The following is a 22,359-nucleotide window of genomic DNA, read 5'->3' as shown; positions in this document are numbered from 1 at the left end:
AAGGAGCGCGGCGTTCAGATATTTGTCTGCGACGAGTGTGATGCCGTGTGGTTCTCCTTGGCTGCGGTAGGGGTCTCTCCGTTCAGAGACCTTGAGGGGTATCTTGAGGAAATTTCCGTCGCCCCGTCCTGGGAGTCAATTTCCGTGGATAGGCATGAGTAGAAAGTACGCAATTTCCGTGCACTCCTCGATCGTCTTGCCTCAGCGCAGCGTGTGGGTACGTGCAGCATGGGGTGACCTTCCCGTCTCCTATTTCCAGAGCGACGAGAATCTCAATGATTGCAGTTTCATTGACTTGAAGGTCAACAAGTGGGAGATCAGTGGCAGTGGAGCCCAAGGGGAGCTGGACCCCTTCATAAGGGTCGAAATCTTCAAGGGTCGGGAACTCGTGGATTACCTGGGCGATACAGAATTTTGCCTGCCTGTAGACGTCGCTGAGGAAGCTCTGCTTGTTTTTGAGCTGGACGACGGTGGTGATGAATCCGACGAGTGGCTGCTGATGCGGCTTGTATCTGTCGTGGCCGAGGACAACAGGCTCTATTGCTGGAGGGATGGCTTCCAGCAGATCGGCAGAGAGTTCTCCTGCACTGTGCCAGCGTTGGGGGATGTTCGGATGAGGTTGCAGCAGCGCGGGTAGCCCTGCGATGGCAAATGCCAGATTGCAGCTCTGATGGCAATTTCGAACGGAAGACGTTATCTGCGGTCGCGCGTCGTGAGCGCGGCGTGATGATTGCGATTGCCATGCTCGTACATCGACATGCCCAGCAGGAATAACCACCTCCATTAAATGTGTTCTTCACGCCTGTCTGCACAGTTCCATAGTTTTGGATCGATATAATAATATCGACCCATAAAGTTTCCCTCTCCTGCGCCGCCACCGTTCGTACGGCCACGATCAAGGGAATTGAGATGCTCGCCTTACGCAACCTCCGAGTGGGATCCCGGCTGGGTGCCGGGTTTGGTCTGCTGCTGCTGTTCATCGTGGCCATCGTTGGCCTCGTGCTGTACGGAAATCACCTGAAGTCCGCCCAGTTCGAGAAAGTGGTGGACGTCAACATGGTGAAGATGCGGCTGTTGAACGACATGCTGGATACCAACAACGCGGTGCTGATGCATCGCCGGCTGATGGTGATCAAGCGCGGCGAGGATTTCGACAAGGATTATCAGAAGGCGCAGGAGCTGTCGCAGACCTACGATGGTATCTGGGCCAAGTACATCAAGATTCCACGTGATGCCACCGGCGATACCCTGGTGGCGAAGATCGAGGCGGCGCGCAAGGCTACCGATGCTTCCACCCAGCACCTGCATGAGCGCATGAAGGCCGGCGATTTCGACGGCGCGGCCAAGGAACTGCTGGCCGAACATGGCCTGGCGACGGCCTGGAATGAAGCCATCTCGACCCTGCTGCGGCATCAGGAGGCGCTGACAGCGCGCAGCCGCGAGGAGTACCGCGCGACCGAATCATGGACCGGTACGTTGTCGATCGTGTTCGGTGTGATGAGTCTGCTGCTGGGCTCGCTGGCGGCATGGGCGATTACCCGCAGCCTGACCCGTCCGCTGGCAGGGGCGGTGAAGCTGGCCGACGGTATTGCCGGTGGCCGCCTGGACAGCAGCATCGACGCGTCCGGCAACGATGAGGTGACCCAGCTGCTCAGGTCGATGCAGCGCATGCAGGCGCAGTTGCAGTCGGTGATGGCGGCGCAGGGCGAGCTGGCCCGCCAGCACGATGCGGGCAGCCTCAGCTACCGCATGGATGAGAGTGCTTTCCCCGGCGACTACGGGCGCATGGTGCACGAGACGAATGCGCTGGTCGGCTCTCACGTGCAGGTGCAGAACCGCCTGATCGAGGTGATGAAGCATTACGCCCGCGGTGATCTGTCAGTGGACATGGATCCGTTGCCGGGCGAGAAGGCCGCAATCACCCAGGCCATGGACGAAACCAAGACGAGCCTGTCGGCGATCAACGGTGAGATCCGCCGCTTGGCGACGGCCGCAGCCGCCGGTGACTTCAGCCTGCGCGGTGACGAAGATCGCTTCGCCTACGACTTCCGCGAGATGGTAGCCGGGCTCAATCGGCTGATGCAGACCACCGACGAGAATCTGGTACAGGTGTCGACCCTGTTGCAGGCGATCTCGCGCGGTGACCTGACCGTGCGCATGCAGGGCGACTTCCATGGGGTCTTCGCGCGCATGCGCGATGACTGCAACGCCACGGTCGATCAGCTCAAGCAAATCGTGGGACATATCCAGACCAGTGCGTCCAGCATCACCCTGGCGGCAGGCGAGATCGCGTCGGGCAACACTGATCTGTCGCGGCGCACCGAGCAGCAGGCGGCAAACCTTGAAGAAACGGCCGCATCGATGGAGGAGCTGACGTCCACGGTGAAGCAGAATGCGGAGCACGCCCGCCAGGCCAACCAGCTTGCCATCGGCGCGCATGGCGTTGCCTCGCAGGGCGGCGAGGTAGTCGGACAGGTGGTGACCACCATGTCGGCCATCGAAGCCTCCTCGAAGAAGATCGCCGAGATCATTTCTGTCATTGATGGCATCGCATTCCAGACCAACATCCTGGCGCTTAACGCTGCAGTGGAAGCCGCTCGTGCCGGCGAGCAGGGCAGGGGCTTTGCCGTGGTGGCCAGCGAGGTGCGCACGCTGGCACAACGCTCGGCCGGTGCGGCCAAGGAGATCAAGGGCCTGATCGAGGATTCGGTTGGCAAGGTGGCCGATGGATCGGCGCTGGTCCGCCAGGCAGGCACCACGATGGGCGAGATCGTGGCGTCGGTGCAGCGCGTGACCGACATCATGGCCGACATTTCCGCCGCCTCGCAGGAGCAGAGTTCGGGCATCGAGCAGGTCAACCAGGCCGTGGTGCAGATGGACGAGACCACCCAGCAGAATGCCGCGCTGGTGGAAGAGGCCAGCGCCGCAGCGCGTTCCATGGAAGAGCAGGCCAACCTGCTGACCGAAGCGGTGTCGGTGTTCCGCACCGGGGCAGCCGCGGCAGCCGTATCGGTGCCGCGCGCGCTTGCGGCGGTAGCGGCCTCGGTCACGCCGGTGAGACGCCCGGCGGTGCTGTCACCGCGCATCGAGCCGACGTTGGCTGCCAACGCGGGTGGTTGGGAAGAGTTCTAGCAACAGCGCATGCCGGTAGGGAGACGGCGCCCATCGCGATGGCTGATCGCGATGGGCGCAACTTTCTTCCTGAACGCGCGATGGCCGGTGAGGCGGCGGACACGCGTATTTCACTTCGGGTTGCCAACCCCGGGAGGAGACTTGCGACATACCGGACCTCAGGAGATGGCCATGAAGACCTCGACCCGACTGCTTGTACTGGGCACGCTGCTGGCGGCTTCGTCCGTCGCGGGTGCGCAGACCTACGGGCCGCGCGATGAAGGACGCAAGTTCAACGACGGCAGCCGCGTGGTCTGCAAGAACGTGGAAGTGCAGCGCAACTCACGCGATCCCAACCGCATTGCCGGTACCGCCACGGGCGCGGTGATCGGTGGCCTGCTGGGCAACCAGGTCGGCGGCGGCAACGGCAAGAAACTGGCCACGGTGGCCGGTGCTGTAGCCGGCGGTGCGGCCGGCCGCCAGATCCAGGGCAACCAGCAGCAGAAGAACGGCGACCGCGTCGTTGAACGCCGCTGCGAACGCGTCTACCGCTGATCGTTCACAGCCAGACCTCGTTTCCCCTTCCACACCGCAGTGCTCGAACGCCGGCCCCGCGCCGGCGTTCGTTGTTTCAGAAAAGGGGACGGAGGGGATCAAGTCGCAATCCCCCAACCTTGCCGTTTACGACTTAATCCCCTCCGTCCCCTTTTGGGCGAGGAGGCGCCAGGTGGCGAGGCTGCCGTAGAGCAGCAACAGGACGGTGAGGGTGATCAGTTCGTGGCTGACTTCGGCCAGGCGAGCGTCCATCTGGTTCAGGCGCACCATCAGGTTGATGCCCGAGGTGGTGGGCAGCAGTTGCGCCAGCCAGACCAGTGGTTGCGGCGTCATCACCGCCGGCCACGACAGGTTGGCCAGGAAGAACAGTGGGATCGAGGTGGCGATGATGTACTGGAAGGCGCGTTCGCGGGTGCGGAAGAAGCTGCCGACGAACAGGCCGAACGCCACCGTGGCGGCGATGAACAAGGTGCCGCCCAGCAGCTGGCCCAGCGGATTGCCGCCGCGCGGATAGTCCTGCACCCACGCGGTGAACCCGGCGTAGTAGAACAGACCGAACAGGCCGATCAGGCCGAAGCCCAATGCCATGCCGGTCAGCGTCGGCAGGTCGAAGCGCAGGCGGCGGCCCAGTACGAGTCGGCGGCCGCCGAGCAGTACGCCGATGCCCATCAACAGGGTCTGGTGCACGATCAGCTCGGCCACGCCGGGCACGATGGCGCTGCCATAGCCTTCCTGGGTGTTGTACAGCGGGCGCTGCACCAGCGTGACCGGTGGTGCCTGCGGTGCGCCCATGAAGGCCGCCTGGCCGACCACGGCGTCACGCCCGAATGCGCCCAGTGCATCGGCCACGCTGCCCAGCACCCAGCTGGCACGGCCCAGGTAGGCGCCGTTGCCGAGCAGTACCAGCTTGGCGGGATGGCCGCGCAGGATGTCGCGCTCCAGGTTGGCCGGGATCAGCACGATGCCTTCGGCATGGCCGGCTTCCAGCTGCTGGCGCGCACTGTCGATGTCCGCCGGTTGCCCGACCACGCGTGCAACGCGGAGTGCATCGAGCTTTCGCAGCAGCTCGCGGCTGGTGGCACTGTGGTCTTCGTCCACTACCAGCACCGGCAGGTTGCCGGCCACCTGGTGGCGATACGCGGCCGGGTAGAAGAACGAGTACAGGATGACCGCACCGACCATCACCACGATCGCGTAGCGGTCGCACAGCACCGCCATCAGGGTCTGCCGCAGGCTGCGCCACAGTGCGCTCATGCGTCTGCCCCTGCCGGTTGTGCGGCTTCGGGCGTGCGCGCGAAGGCGATCAGGCGCACGCCGCCGATGCCACCGGCCACCACCGTCATCAACAACAGCGTGGCCAGCGGCCATGCCGAAACCTGCAGCGGCGAACCGATGAACTGCTGCTGGGTCTGCAGCTTGATGTAGGCGCTGAGTGGCAGCAGTTGATGCCAGATGCGGGTGAACAGGGGGCCATCCAGCACCGGGAAGGTGGCGCTGGAAAATGCCAGCGCGGTGCCGATGCTGAGGCCCACCGCGGATAGCGCAGTACCCATGTCGCGGGTGACCCCGACGAAGAACAGCGCATAGGCGGCGGTGGCCAGGTAGAACACCGGCTGCGCGAGCAGCAGCAGGAGCACGCTGCCCGCAACGCCATCGCCGCGCAGCCAGGCCAGGTAACCGATGCCGAGCGCGCCATACAGCGAGAACAACAGGATGTACGGCGTGATCTTGCCGGCAATCGCAGCCCACGGCGTGCGGCCCAGCCAGGCGGGCAGGGTTCCGTCGCGGATCTCGCGGCCGAGGCTGCCAGCCACGGCAAGCGCCAGCACCAGCGACAACACTGCCGGGAAGATCAGCGGCAGCAGGAACAATTCGTAGCTGCGCGCCGGGTTGTAGAGGATGTCCGACTGCACCGCGATCGGTGCTGCACGCAGCTTGCCCGGGCCGACCTGCAGGCCGATGCGCTCGCGCAGCAGGCGTGCGTTCCAGGCCGAGACCGCATCGCCGATATCGCGTGCCGCCGACTGGCCGGTGGTCATGTAGGTGGCGTTGTAATAGGCGAACACCGTGCCCTGGCGGCCGCGCAGGGCCTGCCGGGTGACGTCGCGCGGCACCAGCACGATGGCGAACACATCCAGGTGGCGCAGCTGCGAACGCGCATCTTCCATGTCCGCAGGCTGGCTGGCGATGCGCACGCCGGGGCTGGCATCGAGCATGCGCAGCAGCAGGCGGCTGTCACTGCTGTGGTCGAGATCGACCACGGCAATGGGGATGTCGCGCATCACCGAAGGCGTGAACATCCACGCCATCACTACCAGCATCAGCAGTGGCAGCAGGGTCACCAGCATCAGGTCGGCGCGGTTGCCGCGCAGCGCATACAACTCGCGCCGCCACGAGGCGCCGAAACCGCCGGTATCCGGGCTCAGTGCTGGGGCCATGCGAACAGCACGCTCATGCCGGGGCGGAAACCCTCGATGCGGCGTACCGGGCGCACCCGCACCTCGAAGCTGCGGACGTCGTAGCCGGACGACTGGCGGGTTGTGCGCCAGGTTGCATAGTCGCCGGCCGGGTTGATGAAGTAGACCTCGAACTCGCCGTCCAGGCCGAGTGCCGGCACGCTGCCCTGCAGCTTGCTGCCGACCTTCAGGCCCTGCATCTGCGATTCGCGCAGGTTCATCGCTACCCACATGCGATCGATGTCGACCAGGGTGAACACCGGGTAGCCGGCCGGCACCAGTTCGCCCGGGTCGGCCATGCGCTTGTTGATCTCACCCGCCACCGGCGCGCGTCCTTCCACTTCGGCACGCGCAGCGTTGACCTCGGCCACCGCGCCTTGTGCCTGCTGCACCTGGCCCTGCGCCGCGCGCTTGTCCTGCTCACGTGCGCCGGCCAATGCCATGTCGTACTGCGCGCGGGCGGCACGCGCCAGTTCGCGCGAGCTGGTGGCCTGGGCATGCGCTTCATCGCGCTTCTGCCGGGTCATCACCCCTTCGTTGAACAGGTTCTGCACGCGCTGGTAGGTGGCTTCAGCCAGCGTCGCACCGGCTTCGGCCCGCTTCCAGTTCGCTTCGGCGGCGCGGATGTCCTCGCTACGCGCGCCTTCGTCGGCCTTGTCGGCCACTGCCTGCGCGGCGGCCAGGGCACCGTGTGCCTGCTGTTCCTTGGCGGCGACCTCGGGGCTGTCGAGCAGGAACAGCACCTGCCCGGGCTGCACGCGGTCACCCTCGCGCACCTTCAGTTCGGCCACGCGCGCGGTGATCTTGGCGGCAACGTTGATGGTGTCCGCATCGGCCATGCCCTGGATCTGGTCCGCCGGGCTGCGCCAGGCCAGCCACAGGCCGAGCACCACCACGACCAGCAATACCACCACCAGAATAGGTCCCAGCCGGCGCTTGCCAGGGGGCGTCGTCGCTTCGTCGTGCAGCACATCACTCATGGTCGATCACCTCGTCCGCACGCCGCCGGAACTCTTCGAAACGGTCCATCTGTCCACTGATCTCCAGCAACTGTGCCAGCGCAATATCGTATTGGTAGGCGGCCTGCGCACGCTCGACACGGGCGCCGCCGAGGCCGAGCCGCGCGTCGATCACATCCAGCGAGGTGGCCTGGCCTTCGCGGAACGCCAGTTCCTGCAGGCGCAGGTTTTCCTGTGCCTGGGCGATGCTGCTGTCGAGCAGCACGTACTGCTGGCGCGCGGTCTCCAGTTCGTTCCAGGCCTTGCGCACGCCCAGTGCGACCTGGTTTTCGGCCTCGCGCAGGCCGGCTTCGGCCTGCTCCTGCTGCGCGCGCGCGGCACTGATCTGCGCCGGCCGCGAGTTCGGCGACAGGAAGGTGTACTTCAGGCCGATGCCGAACGCCCAGTCCGGATCAGTCAGCATTTCGTCGCGGCGGCGGAAGTCGTACTGGCCGAAGGCGAAGATCTGTGGTTTCAGCTTGGCCTGCTGCACGCGCACGCCTTGTTCGGCCTGCGCCACCATCGCCCGCAGGCGCGCAATCTGCGGCTGGCGCGCCTGGGCGGTGCGCTCGAAGCTGGCGACCGGTTCCAGTGGCACGCGCTGCACGAACAGCGGCGATACCGGCTGCACTTCGCCTCCGCTGCGCAGCAGCGTGGCCAGTGCGGCCTTCAGCGTGGCCAGGTCGTTCACCGTCTTCTGGTATTCGCGCTCGGCCTTGTCGCGTGCCACGGTGGCCTGCAGGCGCTGGGCGCGGGTAGCGAAGCCCTCGCGTTCCAGCTTCTCCGCGTCGGACAGGTGGCGGTTGAGGCCATCACGTACGTCGCGGCGTACGTCCACGGCCTGCTCGGCCAGCCGCTGGCCGAAATAGGCCTGGGCCAGCTGCACGGTCAGCGATTGGCGCTGTGCCTCGCGCTCGGCGCTGGCCTGTTCGTGGGCGGCGCTGGCGGCACGTTGCGCGGCCGGAATCACGCCGCCGGTGTACAGCGGCAGCACAGCAGTCACCACCGGGCGCGTTCTCCAGTCGCGTTCGGTGAACGACAGCGGCGAGTCGATGCCATAGGCCTCGGCGACCGGCGCCAGCGAACCCAGCGGCAGGGTGAGGGTCTTCTGGAACTGCAGCCGGCGTACTTCGCCGGTGATTTCGGGCAGGCGCAGCAGGCGGGTCGCCTCCTGCAGGTCCTGCTTGTTGCGCACGGCGGCGTCGGCGGCGGCCAGTGCATCGGAGACCTGCTCCAACCGTTGCCGCGCCTGTTCCCACTCCAATGCGGGTGCATCGCCGGTGGTCTGTGCCAGTGCGGCGGGTGGCAGGCAGGTTGCCAGCGCCAGCGCCAGCGCCAGCGCGGCCTTCGCGCGGTGCATCCTTGTACGTCGGCCGATCACGCCCATGCCGTCCCAGTGGTGAAGAAGTGCGCAAACGGTAGTGCGCGTGGCGTGAAGCCCGGGTCTGCGGTCATCGGATTGTCCTCAACGAAGGGTGCCGCTGGCCGCAGTGCGCAGCGCCTGGGTGATGTGCTGCAGCGTGCTCGAGCGCACGGCGGCATGCTGCCAGTACAGCGGCACATCGAGCCAGCGGCGGGGTTCCAGTACCACCACGCGGCCGGCGCGCACGGCGGGTGCGACCAGCGATTCCGGGGCCATGCCCCAGCCAAGTCCGCACGCGGCGGCTTCGACGAAACCGGTGGAGGAGGGCAGGTAGTGTAGCGGCGGCTGCAGCCGCGCGCGGGTCAGCCTTCGCACGAAGCGCCACTGCAGTTCATCCTTGCGGTTGAACACCAGCATCGGCGCGCGTGCCAGTGCCGTGGCGTGCATGCCGTCGCTGAAGTACTGGCGGGCAAAGCCGGGCGAGGCGATGGCGTGGTAGCGCATGGCGCCGAGCGGGTGCACGTTGCAGCCCTTCACCGGCTGGCTTTCGGCGGTGACCGCACCCAGCACGCTGCCGTCGCGCAGCAGCTGCAGGGTATGGTCCTGGTCGTCCATGCGCAGGTCGAACAGGTAGCCATGGCGCTGGTGCAGGTCGGCGATGGCCGGCACGAACCACGTATCGAGCGAATCATCGTTGACCGCCAGCGGGATCGGCGTGCGTACGGCGTCACTGCCACGTTCGGGCAGCAGCTCGGCCAATGCCTCGGCCTCCAGCGCCTGCATCGGCCGTACCCGGCGCAGCAGCGCTTCACCCGCGGCGGTCGGCCGGCAGGGTGCCTGCCGTACCAACAGCACCTGGCCCAGCCGGTCCTCCAGTGCCTTGATCCGCTGCGACAGCGCCGACGGGCTGATCGACAGACGGCGTGCCGCGGCCTCGAAGCTGCCTTCCTCCAGCACGGCAGCGAACGCGGCCAGTTGTGGATGTACCAGGTCCATGCGGGGCCTCTTCAGTTTTTCTGCACAGGATAAAGAAAAACCAGATTGTCTTAACCGGCCATTGGCCGCACCCTGCGCATCCCTTCGCTGCCTGGCTTGTCCTGATGTGGATCGCCGCTACCGTTGCCGGCCTGTTCGCGGGCGCCGGCCTGATCATCGCCATCGGTGCACAGAACGCCTTCGTGCTGCGCCAGGGCCTGCAGCAACGTCACGTGGGAACGGTGGTGGCCGCCTGCGCCGGCGCGGACATCGCGCTGATCCTTGCGGGCGTGGGCGGCATGGGCGCGCTGGTGCTGCAGTGGCCGGTGCTGATACAGGTGCTGCGCTTCGGTGGTGCAGCGTTCCTGCTCTGGTATGGCCTGCAGGCCGGGCTGCGCGCGTGGCGCGGTGGCAGTGCGCTGGCGGCGGGCGAGGTGGAGGGTGGCAATCGACGGCAGGTGCTGCTGACCTGCCTGGCGTTCACCCTGCTCAATCCGCACGTGTACCTGGATACCGTGGTGCTGCTGGGCAGCCTGTCCACGCGCTATCCGGGCGAGCTGCGCTGGGCGTTTGCTGCTGGCGCCTGCGCAGCCAGCGTGATCTGGTTCTGTGCGCTGGGCTATGGCGCGCGCCTGCTGCAGCCGGTGTTCCGCAGGCCGAATGCCTGGCGTGCGCTGGACGCCGGCGTGGCGATCTTCATGTTCTGCCTCGCCACGCTGCTGCTGTTGCGCCCGCTCTAGGCCGCTTCCACCGCGCACAATGGCGTTTCCCCCGGACGCAGGGTCAGTACGCGCACGCCGTTGCGGGTGACCGCGACGGTGTGTTCGAACTGCGCCGAGAGCTTGCCGTCGCGGGTGTAGACCGGCCACTCGTCCGGCTGCTGGCGGATCGCCGGCTTGCCCTGGTTGAGCATCGGTTCGATGGTGAACACCATGCCTTCTTCCAGCACCATGCCGGTGTTGGGATGGCCGTAATGCAGGATCTGTGGTTCCTCGTGCATTTCCTGGCCAATGCCGTGCCCGCAGTACTCCTTCACCACGCTGTAGCCGTGGCTGCGCGCGTGGCGGGCGATGGCGTGGCCGATGTCGCCCAGGCGCGCGCCGGGGCGCACTGTGGCGATGCCTTTCCACATCGCCTGGTAGGTGGTCTGGACCAGCCGGCGCGCGGCGTAGTCGACCTCACCGACCAGGTAGGTGGTACTGGAATCAGCGATGTAGCCGTTCTTTTCCAGGGTGATGTCGAGGTTGACGATCTGGCCGTTGCGCAGCACGTCGGTGGTGCTGGGCACGCCGTGGCAGATGACGTTGTCGATCGAGGTATTGAGCACGTACGGGAAGCCGTACTGGCCCTTGCTGGCCGGCCGCGCCTGCAGCTCGTCGACGATCATGCGCTCGACGAAGTCATTGATCTCCATCGTGCTGCGGCCCTGCAGCGGCAGCTGGTCGAGCGCGGCGAATACCCGTGCCAGCAGGCGCCCGGATTCGGCCATCAGCGCGATCTCGTGCGGCTGCTTGATCATCGCCATGTCAGGCCCGCCCAGGCGCCAGCGCCTGCGGCTGTACCCCGGCCGCGCGCAGTTCGCTGGCGACGATGTCCTGGAAGCTCAGCGTGGGGTTCATCTCGCACAGCATGCCGACCCGGATCCAGAAGTTGGCCTGGGCGTTGATCGAGCGGCTGGAGACGGTGCAGGCACGGCGCAGCTGGTCGTGCAGGGTGTCATCGATGTTGACGATGCCCATGGGCGGTCCTTGAGAAACGATTATACGAAGCATATATGTTTCGTATATCCATCTCAAGCCGGCGTCGTTCAGTCCACGTGGGTGGCAAAGCGCAGCCGGTTGCCGTCGGGGTCGCGCAGCAGCATTTCGCGGCTGCCCCATTCGGTGTCGTGCGGTGGCTGCTCGATCGGCACGTTGGCCGCACTGAAGGCGCGGTGCAGGCTGTCGACGTCGTCGACAATGAAATACACCGCGCCGCCGACCTCGCAATCGCCGCTGTGTTCGGTGAGGAAGATCGTCTGGCCATCGCGGGTAAGCTGGGCGAACAGCGGGAAGCCGGGTTCGAAGCGGTGTTCCCAGTCGACCACGAAGCCCAACCCCTGCACGTAGAACGGCAAAGTGGTGTCGGCGTGGCGCATGCGCAGCTGCGGGATGACGGTCTGGGGCATGGCGGTGGCTCCGGGGTGGGAACCCAGTGTAGAGCCGAGCCATGCTCGGCTGCTGCTCGCGGTCCCCTCAGTCGAGCATGGCTCGACTCTACAGAAGGCGCCAGCCGAGCGTGGGCTCGACTCTACCCGGCTCTGATGGTTACCAACCTTGGTTGGCATTGCCGGCCAGCGGTCAACCGGCCATCGGCACCGAAGTCATCGCCGCCAGCAGTTCGCGGTTCACCTGCTGGTGCCGGGCCTGCCAGGCAGGAAGATCATCGGCGCTGACGTCCGGCTGGCCATCCAGCGACGACAGCCAGCGCTTGAAGCGGCTCTGATAGTTGGCCAGCGACACTTCGCCGGTGATGTCACTGCCGACCAGGCCGCCGGCACGCAGCGCCTCGATCACCACCAGCGCGTCCTCCAGCTGGAAACGGCCCTGGTCCCAGTTGCTACGCGCGACGTCCTCGGCGAACACGTCCTTGTCGATCGACAGGTAGGTCGGCTGCGGCGACTTGGCCTGTTCGGCAGCAAACGCAGCCACCAGCGCTTCGGGGTGCTCGAAGCGGCGGAACGCGTGGCCCATGCCGAGGCGATGGCCCCAGCCGACATCCACGTCCATGCACCAGTAGGTCAGGCGACCGCCCATCAGCGGGCGCCAGTGGTTCTCCCAGGCATGGCCGAGGCCGATGTCGCTGGAGGTGATGCCGAGCACATGGATGTGCGAGATCTGCGGCAGCTTGCTGGCGGCATTCACCCATGAACCGCAATGCATGCCGAACGGAAAACGCATGTTGTCCGGATGGTTGTCCAGCACCACCAGCTGGAACGGCGCCTGTGCGCGCATGCGGCGCAGCAGCGGCAGGCTGAGGTGATGGAAGTCACCACTGCCGAGCATTACTGTGCCGAGCTGGGCCGGCAGCGGCGCAAGCACCTCGGTGCTGAAGCGATCCAGGGTGCCGTTGCTGCAGGCGAATCGCAGCGGGTCGTGCCACTGCGGCAGCGCCAGGGTCTGCGCCTGGGCCAGTGGCAGCACGCCACCGTCCAGGTCGAGGATCAGCGGAGAACGCAACTGCATCGCTCAGCCGCCTCCATCAGGTTCGCCCTGCAGGTACGGGGCCAGCCGGCGCAGGGCGGCACGCAGCAGTGGGGAACGGGCGTGGATCGCGTGCCGGGTTGAGGTGAAGCTGGCGCCCAGCTCGGCCTTGATCCGCGAGTCGGTCCAGCCGGCCACGTAGTGGCTCAGGCCGTGCTGCAGGGCGTACTCGAGGTTGTGCATCCAGCTGACCGCGTACAGGTTGTGCTCGCGCGACTGCGGGTAGGCCAGGCCGATGTACTTGTCCACCAGTTTGCCGGCGTGCACGTAGCACAGGTTCCAGCCGATCAGCTGGCCCTCGTGGCGGTACAGGAACATCCGGCCGTGACCCTGGCTGTCGGCCAGCAGGTGCTGCAGGTAGGGCAGGCCGAGCTGGTCGAAGTGCACCGCGCTCTGCGCATACACGCCCAGGTACAGCGCATGCAGTTCGGCCTGCAGCCGTGGGTCGGCCAGGGCCGGATCACCGGTGGCGATGCAGTCGATCTGCAGGTCGTCGCGCGAGCGCAGCTTGCGCCGGATGTTCTTGCGGCGCGAGGACGACAGGCGGCCGAGATAGCCGTCGATCGAATCGAAATCGATCGCCACCCAGGCCAGCGGCATGCCTTCCAGTTCAACGAAGCCGCGCGCCAGCAATGCCTGCAGGAAGGCAGCACTGTGCGCGTTGGCCGCGTCGTCCAGCAGTGGTGAATCGATCGCCAGGTCCTTGACCACCAGCAGCCGGGTATCGCCGATCGCGTGACGCGTCACGTCCTCGGCCAGCGCCTCCGGCGCGACGTGTGCCGGCAGCGGGGTGTACTCGGTGCTGGTGGCACCGACGAAGCGGGTCTTCCAGGTGATCCACGGCCGCCACAGGCGCGACAGCGGCAGGCCGAGCAGCTTGCCGCGCAGCGCGTCGTCCATCGTGGTGGTCAGGTCGAGCGGTGCACGGAAGGTCGGCAGGCCGCTGGGAAGGCGGCCTGCCTCGAATCCGAGCGGCGGGTGGGCCAGGAAGCCCTCCAGCAGCGCGGCCGGTTCCAGCGCGGTGCTGGATGCACGTGACGTCATTTCCATCGGCACGGGAACCGGCAGCGCATCCAACCTCAGCCCTTGGCCTTGGTCAGCGCCTGGTCGAGCAGGGTGATCGCCAGGTCGATCTCTTCGTAGCTGATGTCCAGCGACGGCGCGAAGGTGATCACGTTCTTGTACCAGCCACCCACGTCGAGCACGAGGCCCATGCGCTTGCCGTCGTGCAGCAGGTCACCAGCCAGGCCGATGTCGACCATGCGGTCCAGCAGTTCCTTGTTCGGGGTGTAGCCATCTTCCTGGCAGATCTCGGCGCGCAGGGCCAGGCCCAGGCCGTCGACATCGCCGATTTCCTTGTGGCGCTTCTGCAGGCCACGCAGGCCGTCGAGGAAGTAGGCGCCCTTTTCCGGCACGGTGCGCTCGTAATCCATCTCCTTGCCCAGCTTCAGCACTTCCAGGCCCAGGCGGGTGCCCAGCGGGTTGGAGTTGAAGGTGGAGTGGGTGGAACCCGGCGGGAACACGGTCGGGTTGATCAGTTCTTCGCGCGCCCACAGGCCCGACAGCGGGTTCAGGCCGTTGGTCAGCGCCTTGCCGAACACCAGCACGTCCGGGGTCACGCCGAAGTGCTCGATCGACCACAGCTTGCCGGTGCGCCAGAAGCCCATCTGGATTTCATCGACCACCATCAGGATGCCGTACTTGTCCAGCACGCGCTTGAGGCCGGTGAAGAAGTTGCGCGGCGGGATGACATAGCCGCCGGTGCCCTGGATCGGCTCGACGTAGAACGCGGCGTACTCGGCCTGGCCGACCTTGGGATCCCACACGCCGTTGTACTCGCTTTCGAACAGGCGCTCGAACTGCCACACGCAGTGGTCGGAATACTCGTCCGGGGTCATGCCCTTCGGACGACGGAAGGGGTACGGGAACGGGATGAACATCGCGCGCTCGCCGAAGTGGCCGTAGCGGCGGCGGTAGCGGTAGCTGGAGGTGATCGACGAGGCGCCCAGGGTACGGCCGTGGTAGCCGCCTTCGAAGGCGAACATCAGGCTCTTGCCGCCGCGCGCGTTGCGCACGATCTTCAGCGAGTCTTCGATGGCCTGCGCGCCGCCGACGTTGAAGTGCACGCGGCCGTCGAGGCCGAACTTCTCATGCATGTCCACGGCAATGGTCTTGGCCAGCTGCACGCGGGTCGGGTGCAGGTACTGGCTGGCGACCTGCGGCAGGGTGTCGATCTGGTCCTTCAGCGCGTCGTTCAGGCGCTTGTTGCTGTAGCCGAAGTTGCAGGCCGAGTACCACATCTGCAGGTCGAGGTAGGGCACGCCCGCACCGTCGAACATGTAGCTGCCTTCCCCGCGCTGGAAGATCTTCGGCGGGTCGACGTAGTGGACGGTGTCGCCGAAGGAGCTGTAGCGGGCTTCGTCGGCCAGCAGCTGCGCATCGGAGGCAGCGGCGTCGGCGTTCTTGTCAAAAATGTTCATGCAGTTCGGTTCCGTGAAGGACGTTCGAAAGGGGGCAACGGGGGAGCGTGGCTGGAAGGGAGTGCTCAGGCGGTGGCCAGCAGCAGGGGCAGTACGGCGGGCTGCGGGCTGGCGTCGACGCGACGTGGCTGCAGCAGGCTGCCATCGAGCAGGCGCGGCAACAGCGCGATTGCATCGTGGAAGGTGTCAATGGCGGCATGCTCGATGCCGGCATTCGTGCAATGGGTGATCAGGCGGCGCTTGGCGAACACGAAGTCGGCATCTTCGGACACGCAGAAATCCGAGCTGCCGTCGCCGATCATCAGCACGCGCGGCGCTTCGTTGGCACGCGCCTGCGCGGCGCAGGTGCACTTGCAGGTACCGCTGCGGCAGCCTTCGGCCTGATAGGGCGATTCCAGTTCCCAGTGGCCGTCGCACCAGCGCAGGTGGTTGGCCACCACCGGCAGCCGCGACAGGCCGTGGTTGGCGAGGATGCGGTGGATCGCATAGTCCAGGCCGTCGCTGACGATGTGCAGCGGCAGGCCCAGCTGCTCGGCGCGGGCGACGAAGGCGACGAAGCCTGGATCGATCTGCACCTGGTCCAGGTGCGCATCAAGCGTGGCCGGGTCCAGCTTCAGCAGCCGCACCTGGCCCTGCATGCATTCGCGCGAGCCGATCTTTCCAGCCTTCCACTGGTCTTCCAGCGCCTGCCAGCCCGGCTGGCCGTACTTCTCCAGCAGCGAGTCGATGACATCTTCGAGGCTGATGGTGCCGTCGAAGTCACACAGGATGCTCCAGTGCATGGGCAGGTCCGTCGATGAAAGAAGCGTCCGGCACGATGCCGGGGCAGGCTCAATGTAGGCAGGCCGCCTTTCTCGTTCCTTTCCTGTTGAAAGGCTCTTTTGACGGGCTGGGAAAGCGTTCAGGAAGGTGCATGGATGAATGCGCGAAACGCAGGCCACGCCTACGCGTGCGGGTCAGGCGCGGGCCAGCACCTGCAGTATTTCAGCCGTCTCTTCACGGGTCTGCCAGGCGCTGTTGCCAAGGGTCAGCATGCGTGCGGCGAAGTCGCGTGCGTTGGGCATGTCGTGCTGCGGCACGATGCCGCGCAGGTACGCGTAGTCGGGCAGGGCATGGATGAACATGCGGCTGGCGCCGAGACCGCGTGGCCACAGGTCTTCCAGTACGGCATCGCGGGCCCGCTGGCTGGGCAGCAGCAGCATCAGCATCGGCCAGGTGCCGCCGGTACCGGCCAGCCCATCGACCACTTCCACCGCCGGCAGCTGTGCCAGCTGCACGCGCAGCTGCAATGCACGCAGGCGTCCGGCCTGCAGGAAGGCAGGCAATCGCCGCGCGGCATGGGCACCGATGTTCTGCCGCCACTGGCTGACCCGGTGTTGCGGAATCTCCAGCGGGAAAATGTCACCGACCGCTTCTTCCAGGTCGCCACGCTGCAACGCACTGCGCAGCGGATTTCCGTACACCAGCGATAGGAGCGATGGCCGATAGCAGGCGGCCAGGCCGAGCAGCTGCACACTGCGCAGCAGTTCCCAGCGCAGGCTGAAACGCACCTGTTCGGCGGCATGTCCGGCCAGCGCGGCACGCAGCTCGTCATCGCGGCTGACCATCAGGCCGCCTTCGTGCAGGCTCAGGCCCTTGCCGGCGGCCAGGCTGAAGAATCCGATATCACCGCGCAGGCCGACACTGGTGTTGCCAACGCGTGCGCCGAGCGCCTGCGCGGCATCTTCGATTACCCAGGCGCCTGCGCCGCGTGCGACCTCGCAGGCCAGATCGACATCGGCGATGCGCCCGCCCAGGTGGGTGGGCAGGATCGCCAGCGTGCGTGCGTCGGCCAGGCGCTTGAGCTGGCCAGGATCGAAATCGAAGTGGCCATGACGGGTGTCGCACAGCTGCACGCGCAGGCCCAGGCTGTGCACCGCGATCGGCACCAGCGGGCAGGTGTAAGCCGGCAGGATCACGGTGTCGCGCTTGGGCGCGCGCTTGCGCAGCGTCCGCAGGGCGATCAGCAGCGCGTGCGTGCCGGAACAGGTCAACTGCAGCGGCGGTGTGCCAAGCTGGCTGGCCAGGATCGCGCGCAGGTCGCCACCGCCGGGGAGGAAGTCGCTGGCCTGCATGGGCAGGCCGGCGGTGGGCGGCAGCTCGCGCGCGAACAGGCTCATCGCAACGCGCTCATGCGGCGCTTTCGGCAGGGCTGTGCGGATCGTCCGCTTCGGCACGGCCCAGGCAGACGATGCCGGCCACGATCAGGACCGCACCGACCAGGTGATGCAGGGTCAGCGGTTCGTTCAACAGCCAGGCCGACAGCAGCAGCACGCTGATCACTTCCAGGTGCGATGCGGCAAATGCAGGGCCGATCGGCGCATGCCGCAGCAGGCTCATCCAGGTGAAGAACGCACCCACGTAGCCGAGGATGGCGCCGTACACCCACGGCTGCGACAGCACGCGCAGCAGCCATGCCGTGTTGGCCTCGACCGGCAGCGCGGCATCGCCGGCGTACTTGAAGCACAGCTGGGCCAGCGTGTCGAAGGCCATCAGCAGCGGGAAGCCGATCACATACAGGCGCCTCATGAGCCCGCTCCCACCACGGCCACGCCGGCGGTGACCAGCAGCATGCCGGTCACCCGCAGCGGGGTGAGCTTCTCGCGGAACAGGAAGCGGCCGGCGATCATCAGCGCGACGATGTTGATCGAGCCCAGCAGCACACCCTTGGACAGCGGCACCAGCGACAGGAAGGCGATCCAGGCGACGAACTCAAGCACGTAGCAGGCGATGCCGATCCACAGCCACGGCCGGCTGAGCATGTGTTTCCAGCGCTGCAGGCCTTCGCCGTCCTGCGGGTCGCTGGCGGCGGCCTTGAAGGCAAGCTGGCCACCGGTATCGAGCACCACGTTGGCCAGCCACAGCAGCGTGGCAAGTGCCCCCATCTCAGGCCACCGCCTTGAGCACACCCGTACGCTCACCGATCTCGGTGAAGAAGCGGGCGCTGCGGCGGATCACGTCGCGGCGTTCGCGGTCGATGGTGATCATGTGGTAGCTGTCTTCCAGTACCACCAGCTCCTTCGGGCCGCTGACCCGCGACATCACCAGCTCGGCGTTGCCCATGCTGGCCACGTCGTCCTCGCGGGCGTGCATCACCAGGCACGGCGCGGTGACCTGGTGCAGGTGGCGGCGGGTCCAGTGGCTGAGCGCACGCATTTCGGCCAGCGCATGCCAGGGGTTGCCCGGCAGGCCAGCGGCGGCGCTGTCGCCGGACAGCATGGCGGCGCTGACCTGCGCACGCAGGCGCTCGTCACGCAGGCCGTACGGCGGTTCTTCCATGAACATGCGGTCGCGGCCGATGTTGAAGCGCTTGAACCACGGCAGGAGGAACGAAAAGCGGGCCACGGCGGGAATGTTCCAACCGTCGTAGCGGAACGTGGCGCCGTATACGCCCACGCCGGACACCCATTCCGGGCGTCGCGCGGCCAGTGCCAGCGACAGTACCGCGCCCATCGACAGGCCACCGACGAACAGCTGGTCAACCTTGCCGCGCAGGCTGGCCGCCGCATCTTCCACGCCCTGGTACCACTGTTCCCAGGTGGTCGCCAGCAGGTCATCCACGGTGCCGCAATGGCCGGGCAGCTGCACGCCGTGCACCGTGAAGCCGGCATTGTTCAGGCCCTTGCCCAGCATGCGCATTTCCGCCGGGGTGCCGGTCAGGCCGTGGACCAGCAGCACGCCCTGTGGGCCACCGGGGAGGAAGAAGTCGTGCGATTCGGTCACCTGGCGGCTCCGGGACGGCAGTGGGGATGGCAGGATCGCAAGCGCGATTTTCACCAGCCTTTCAGCGCCCCGGGCCGGGTCAGGGGGCCTTCAGCAGCGGCAGCGTGATGGCGACCTTGAGCCCGCCACCCGGGCGGTTGAGGAAGCTCAGGCGACCGCCGAAGTGCTCCACCGCCTCGTGCGCGATGGCCAGGCCCAGCCCGGTGCCGCTGGCAGTGGTGCCAGGGGCGCGGAAGAAGCGCTCGCCGAGGCGCGGCATCACGTCTTCCGGGACGCCCGGGCCGTTGTCTTCCACATAGAGTTCGACATCATTGTCGTCCAGTGCGTGCACGCCGACTGTGACGGTGGCTTCCCGGCCCGCATAGCGCAGGGCGTTGTCGATCAGGTTGTCCAGTGCTTCCTGCAGCATGGCACCATTGCCCAGCACGCGCAGCGGCTGGGGGCTGCCACGGTAGCCTAGGTCGATGCCATCACGGATCGCTTCCGGTACCCGCATGCCGACCCACTGCGGTACCAGAACGCCCAGGTCCAATGCCTCGACCGTTTCCGGCACGGTCTGCGCCCGGCTCAGTGCCAGCAGCTGGGTGCTGACCCGGGCAGTGCGCTGGTTGAGCCGGCGGATGTGCTGCAGAGCCTCGCGCACTGTGTCCGGATCGCCATGTGCCAAGGCCTGGTCCACGTGCAGGGCCATTCCGGCCAACGGCGAGCGCAGCTGGTGCGCAGCGTCGGCGATGAAGCGGTTCTGCAGGGTGATCATCTCCGCCTGGCGCGCGAACAGATCGTCGATGGTGCTGATCAGCGGCTGGATCTCTTCCGGTACGTCGGCATCGGAGATCGGCGCCAGCTCGCCGCGGCGCTGCGCCAGGCGGGTTCTCAGCGGGGTCAGGATGCGCAGGCCGTAGGTCACGCCGAACCAGACCAGCGCGGCGGTGCCCAGCGCCAGCATGGTCATCAGCGGAATGATGATCATCAGGATCTCGCGTGCGCGCTGGCGACGGTCGGCCATGCTCTCGGCCACGGTCACTGCCAGCTGGTCCTGCGGATCATTCATCGCCTGCGTGCAGACCGTGGCCATGCGTACCTGCTGGCCGTTGAGGGTGCCGTCGTACAGCGCCGGGTGCACGCCGGTGCAGTCCTGCGAGGGGGCATAGGGGCTGAAGTCGGCGTTGCCGCTGAGGGTGCCCTTGCGGCTGCTGTCGACGTTGAAATAGCGGTGGCCGTCGGGGTCGTACTCGATCAGGAAGCGCGCCTGTGGTGACAGGTCGCTGGTCACCGGCATGGTGCTGAGCATCTGCGCGAACGAGTGGGTGTCGTCGATCAGGTTGCGGTCGTGGATGCGGTTGGAATAGTCCAGCGCAACGTAATAGGCCAGGATCGTGTTGAAGGTGAGCAGGCCCAGCATCGGCAGCGCCAGGAAGGCGAGCAGGCGCCGGCGCAGGCTGGGCGGTCCACTGATCACGGGGTGCTGTCGTCCTGCGCGTCTTCCAGCATGTAGCCCAGCCCGCGCACGGTGCGGATGCCCATGCCGCCGGGCTGCAGCTTGCGGCGCAGGCGGTGCAGGGCGATGTCCAGGCCGTTGTCGGTCAGGTCCTGGCCCCAGTCGCACAGCGCTTCCACCAGCTGCGCGCGCGATACGATGCGCTCGGCGCGTACCGCCAGTGCCGACAGCAGGCCGAATTCGCGCGCGGTCAGTTCCAGCGACTGGTCGTCGATCCACACCCGATGCCCGGCCAGGTCCAGGCGCAGGCGGCCGATGCGCAGGTCCGGGTTGCCATTGCTGGTGACCCGGCGCAGCTGGGCACGCACGCGTGCTTCGAATTCGTCCAGCGCGAACGGCTTGACCAGGTAGTCGTCGGCGCCCAGGTCGAGCACGCGCACGCGTTCGGCCAGGCCGTCGCGGGCGGTCACCACCAGCACGGCCAGGCCATCACCGCGCTGGCGCAGGCGCTGCAGCACGTCGCGGCCATCCAGCTGCGGCAGGCCCAGGTCCAGCACCAGCAGTGCGTACTGGGTCGAGCCCAGGGCAGCGTCGGCGTGCGCGCCATTGTCGACGTGGTCGACCACGTGCCCCTGCCGGCGCAGCGAGGCGCACAGGCCGGAGGCGATGTCCGGGTCGTCTTCAGCAATCAGAACGCGCATGCGCGGGGCTCCTGTAACGGTCAGGCCCACCGGATGGACGGGGTGGGCCTCTCGGCTGCCGAGGGTAGCCGCAAACCGGGTGAAGGTGGAGCGCGGCGGCGGCGTCGGACGCCGTCGCGCTGTCCGTCCATTCAGTCCTGAAGGCCGGGCTCGCCCTGCGCCAGCGGCACCCGCGAACCGTCCAGCAGGCCACGGCTGAGTTTGCCATCTTCGATGAACAGCAGTTCGCCGTTCTCGCCGTTCTTGATGCTGCTGTCGATGGCGATCACGCGGTCGCCGTGGAAGCTGCTGACGTGCGGCATCGAGGTGTGGCCGACCACGATGCGCGAGAGCTGCAGGCGGTCGAGCACGTTCTGCACTCCTGCGGTGTCGAGGCGGCCATCGAAGTAGCCGCGATACCAGATCGGGCTGGTCTTGCCGTCATACAGTGGAGCGGTGGCCGGATCGGCTTTCACTTCGGCCTTGGGCAGGCCCAGCGAGGCCTGGTAAGCCGCGTTGGTGCGTGCCGGGTCCAGCGCCAGCTCGACGGCTTCGGGCGAGATGCCGCCGTGCAGGAACAGGGTGTCACCGATCTTCAGCAGTACCGGGCGGGTACGCAGCCACTGGCCGATCACCGAGTCGGGACCGTACAGCTGCGGGTAGCTGCGACCAAGCAGCTGGGCGCTGCGCAGGTACTTCGGGTTGACGTAGCGCAGGTCGTCGTACAGCACCATGGTTTCGTGGTTGCCGAGCACGAAGTGCACCGCGCCACCGGCCGCAGCTGCCTGCTGCTGCAGGCTGTACAGCAGCCAGAATGCCTCGGTCACCTGCGGGCCGCGGTCGAAGACGTCGCCGGCGATGACCAGGGTGTCCTTGCCCAGCGCCCAGCGGTCCTGTGCGTCGATGACCCGGTTGGCGCGCAGGAGGCGCACCAGCAGCCCATATTGGCCGTGGATGTCGGACAGCGCGACGATGCGAGGCACCGCAGGCAGTACGGAGACCGACGGCGTACTCGCTGGCGCCACATGCACGCTGTGCTGGTAGCCGCACAACGGGGCGATATCGGTGCCGGCCGCGTTGGCGGGCAGCGTGCGCGACTCGACCTTGTCGGCGCAGATCCAGTTGGCCTGCAGCTGCTTGCCCTGGCGGAACACGTAGGGGCCGTCGGCCTCCACATGGGCAGCCGGTGCGGCGACCTCGCGGGCCTGCAGGGTTCCGGTGGCGCAGGCCAGCAGCAGGGCGGTCGACAGGAAGGGGCGATAGCGCGACATTGGCGGCATCCAGCGGCGGAAAGCGCCG

Annotated in this window: 23 protein-coding genes; 4 read left to right on the top strand and 19 right to left on the bottom strand. The window is 66.8% G+C overall.

Features of this window, described 5'->3' with window-relative positions:
- The first annotated feature begins 154 nt into the window (after positions 1-154).
- The 3 genes from AC5P88_RS04075 to AC5P88_RS04065 all read left to right on the top strand — a co-directional run bounded on the left by AC5P88_RS04075 (position 155) and on the right by AC5P88_RS04065 (position 3,666).
- Positions 155-637 carry a hypothetical protein gene (locus tag AC5P88_RS04075; protein ID WP_495224375.1) on the top strand — a complete coding sequence of 161 codons (483 nt, stop codon included), beginning with the start codon at positions 155-157 and terminating at the stop codon, positions 635-637.
- 272 nt (positions 638-909) lie between these two features.
- Positions 910-3,132 carry a methyl-accepting chemotaxis protein gene (locus AC5P88_RS04070; protein WP_111112100.1) on the top strand — a complete coding sequence of 741 codons (2,223 nt, stop codon included), beginning with the start codon at positions 910-912 and terminating at the stop codon, positions 3,130-3,132.
- 165 nt (positions 3,133-3,297) lie between these two features.
- Positions 3,298-3,666 (top strand): glycine zipper 2TM domain-containing protein, encoded by a 369-nt coding sequence (locus AC5P88_RS04065; RefSeq protein WP_008268471.1) that lies wholly within the window; start codon positions 3,298-3,300, stop codon positions 3,664-3,666.
- A 126-nt stretch (positions 3,667-3,792) separates the two neighbouring features.
- Here AC5P88_RS04065 and AC5P88_RS04060 read toward each other — a convergent pair whose 3' ends face one another.
- The 5 genes from AC5P88_RS04060 to AC5P88_RS04040 form a co-directional block, all read right to left on the bottom strand.
- Complete coding sequence (locus tag AC5P88_RS04060) at positions 3,793-4,920, bottom strand: ABC transporter permease (RefSeq protein WP_495224374.1); 1,128 nt, start codon at positions 4,918-4,920, stop codon at positions 3,793-3,795.
- A complete protein-coding gene (locus AC5P88_RS04055; RefSeq protein ID WP_495224373.1) occupies positions 4,917-6,104 on the bottom strand; it encodes an ABC transporter permease in 1,188 nt (395 codons plus the stop codon). Before AC5P88_RS04055 ends, AC5P88_RS04060 begins: the two co-directional genes overlap by 4 nt.
- Positions 6,089-7,102 carry an HlyD family secretion protein gene (locus tag AC5P88_RS04050; protein ID WP_478446809.1) on the bottom strand — a complete coding sequence of 338 codons (1,014 nt, stop codon included), beginning with the start codon at positions 7,100-7,102 and terminating at the stop codon, positions 6,089-6,091. Before AC5P88_RS04050 ends, AC5P88_RS04055 begins: the two co-directional genes overlap by 16 nt.
- Complete coding sequence (locus tag AC5P88_RS04045; protein ID WP_495224371.1) at positions 7,095-8,507, bottom strand: TolC family protein; 1,413 nt, start codon at positions 8,505-8,507, stop codon at positions 7,095-7,097. Before AC5P88_RS04045 ends, AC5P88_RS04050 begins: the two co-directional genes overlap by 8 nt.
- A 78-nt stretch (positions 8,508-8,585) precedes the next feature.
- Entirely contained in the window at positions 8,586-9,479 is an 894-nt protein-coding gene (locus tag AC5P88_RS04040; RefSeq protein ID WP_106549537.1) for a LysR family transcriptional regulator ArgP, read from the bottom strand.
- Positions 9,480-9,583: 104 nt separating this feature from the next.
- On the opposite strand from AC5P88_RS04040, the gene AC5P88_RS04035 reads away from it, so the two are divergent.
- The gene (locus AC5P88_RS04035; RefSeq protein ID WP_495224370.1) at positions 9,584-10,198 is read left to right on the top strand and encodes a LysE/ArgO family amino acid transporter; all 615 of its coding nucleotides are present in this window, start codon (positions 9,584-9,586) and stop codon (positions 10,196-10,198) included.
- On the opposite strand, the gene map is transcribed toward AC5P88_RS04035, so the two are convergent.
- The 14 genes from map to AC5P88_RS03965 form a co-directional block, all read right to left on the bottom strand.
- On the bottom strand, positions 10,195-10,977 hold the full coding sequence (map, locus tag AC5P88_RS04030; RefSeq protein WP_181453969.1) for a type I methionyl aminopeptidase: 783 nt from the start codon (positions 10,975-10,977) through the stop codon (positions 10,195-10,197). The genes AC5P88_RS04035 and map overlap by 4 nt on opposite strands.
- Positions 10,978-10,984: 7 nt before the next feature.
- Complete coding sequence (locus AC5P88_RS04025; RefSeq protein WP_006425741.1) at positions 10,985-11,197, bottom strand: ParD-like family protein; 213 nt, start codon at positions 11,195-11,197, stop codon at positions 10,985-10,987.
- 68 nt (positions 11,198-11,265) lie between these two features.
- Complete coding sequence (locus AC5P88_RS04020; protein WP_106549541.1) at positions 11,266-11,625, bottom strand: bleomycin resistance protein; 360 nt, start codon at positions 11,623-11,625, stop codon at positions 11,266-11,268.
- 172 nt (positions 11,626-11,797) lie between these two features.
- Complete coding sequence (locus tag AC5P88_RS04015; protein WP_495224369.1) at positions 11,798-12,682, bottom strand: arginase family protein; 885 nt, start codon at positions 12,680-12,682, stop codon at positions 11,798-11,800.
- A 3-nt stretch (positions 12,683-12,685) separates the two neighbouring features.
- Entirely contained in the window at positions 12,686-13,750 is a 1,065-nt protein-coding gene (locus AC5P88_RS04010) for a GNAT family N-acetyltransferase (protein WP_495224368.1), read from the bottom strand.
- A 29-nt stretch (positions 13,751-13,779) separates the two neighbouring features.
- Entirely contained in the window at positions 13,780-15,180 is a 1,401-nt protein-coding gene (locus AC5P88_RS04005) for an aspartate aminotransferase family protein (protein ID WP_008268657.1), read from the bottom strand.
- 65 nt (positions 15,181-15,245) lie between these two features.
- Complete coding sequence (locus tag AC5P88_RS04000) at positions 15,246-15,962, bottom strand: MtnX-like HAD-IB family phosphatase (RefSeq protein ID WP_495224367.1); 717 nt, start codon at positions 15,960-15,962, stop codon at positions 15,246-15,248.
- A gap of 174 nt (positions 15,963-16,136) precedes the next feature.
- Positions 16,137-17,339, bottom strand: coding sequence for a DegT/DnrJ/EryC1/StrS family aminotransferase (locus AC5P88_RS03995; protein WP_495224366.1), 1,203 nt, complete (start codon positions 17,337-17,339; stop codon positions 16,137-16,139).
- Positions 17,340-17,349: 10 nt separating this feature from the next.
- Positions 17,350-17,748, bottom strand: coding sequence for a DMT family transporter (locus AC5P88_RS03990; RefSeq protein WP_106549546.1), 399 nt, complete (start codon positions 17,746-17,748; stop codon positions 17,350-17,352).
- Complete coding sequence (locus AC5P88_RS03985; protein WP_006425769.1) at positions 17,745-18,104, bottom strand: EamA family transporter; 360 nt, start codon at positions 18,102-18,104, stop codon at positions 17,745-17,747. The genes AC5P88_RS03990 and AC5P88_RS03985 overlap by 4 nt, the downstream gene beginning before the upstream one ends.
- A 1-nt stretch (position 18,105) precedes the next feature.
- Positions 18,106-18,942, bottom strand: a complete 837-nt coding sequence (locus tag AC5P88_RS03980; RefSeq protein WP_049429589.1) for an alpha/beta hydrolase — start codon at positions 18,940-18,942, stop codon at positions 18,106-18,108.
- 79 nt (positions 18,943-19,021) lie between these two features.
- Complete coding sequence (locus AC5P88_RS03975; protein WP_106549547.1) at positions 19,022-20,401, bottom strand: sensor histidine kinase; 1,380 nt, start codon at positions 20,399-20,401, stop codon at positions 19,022-19,024.
- Positions 20,398-21,081, bottom strand: a complete 684-nt coding sequence (locus AC5P88_RS03970; protein WP_088025290.1) for a response regulator — start codon at positions 21,079-21,081, stop codon at positions 20,398-20,400. The genes AC5P88_RS03975 and AC5P88_RS03970 overlap by 4 nt, the downstream gene beginning before the upstream one ends.
- Before the next feature lie 131 nt (positions 21,082-21,212).
- Positions 21,213-22,331: a metallophosphoesterase gene (locus tag AC5P88_RS03965; RefSeq protein WP_495224365.1), complete on the bottom strand. Its 1,119-nt coding sequence runs from the start codon at positions 22,329-22,331 to the stop codon at positions 21,213-21,215.
- Positions 22,332-22,359: the final 28 nt, after the last annotated feature.

It is taken from the genome of Stenotrophomonas sp. YJH_SMC_8, from assembly GCF_059371315.1.
The sequence above is the reverse complement of the archived record's forward strand: the minus strand, read 5'-3'. Positions and strand labels throughout refer to the sequence as shown.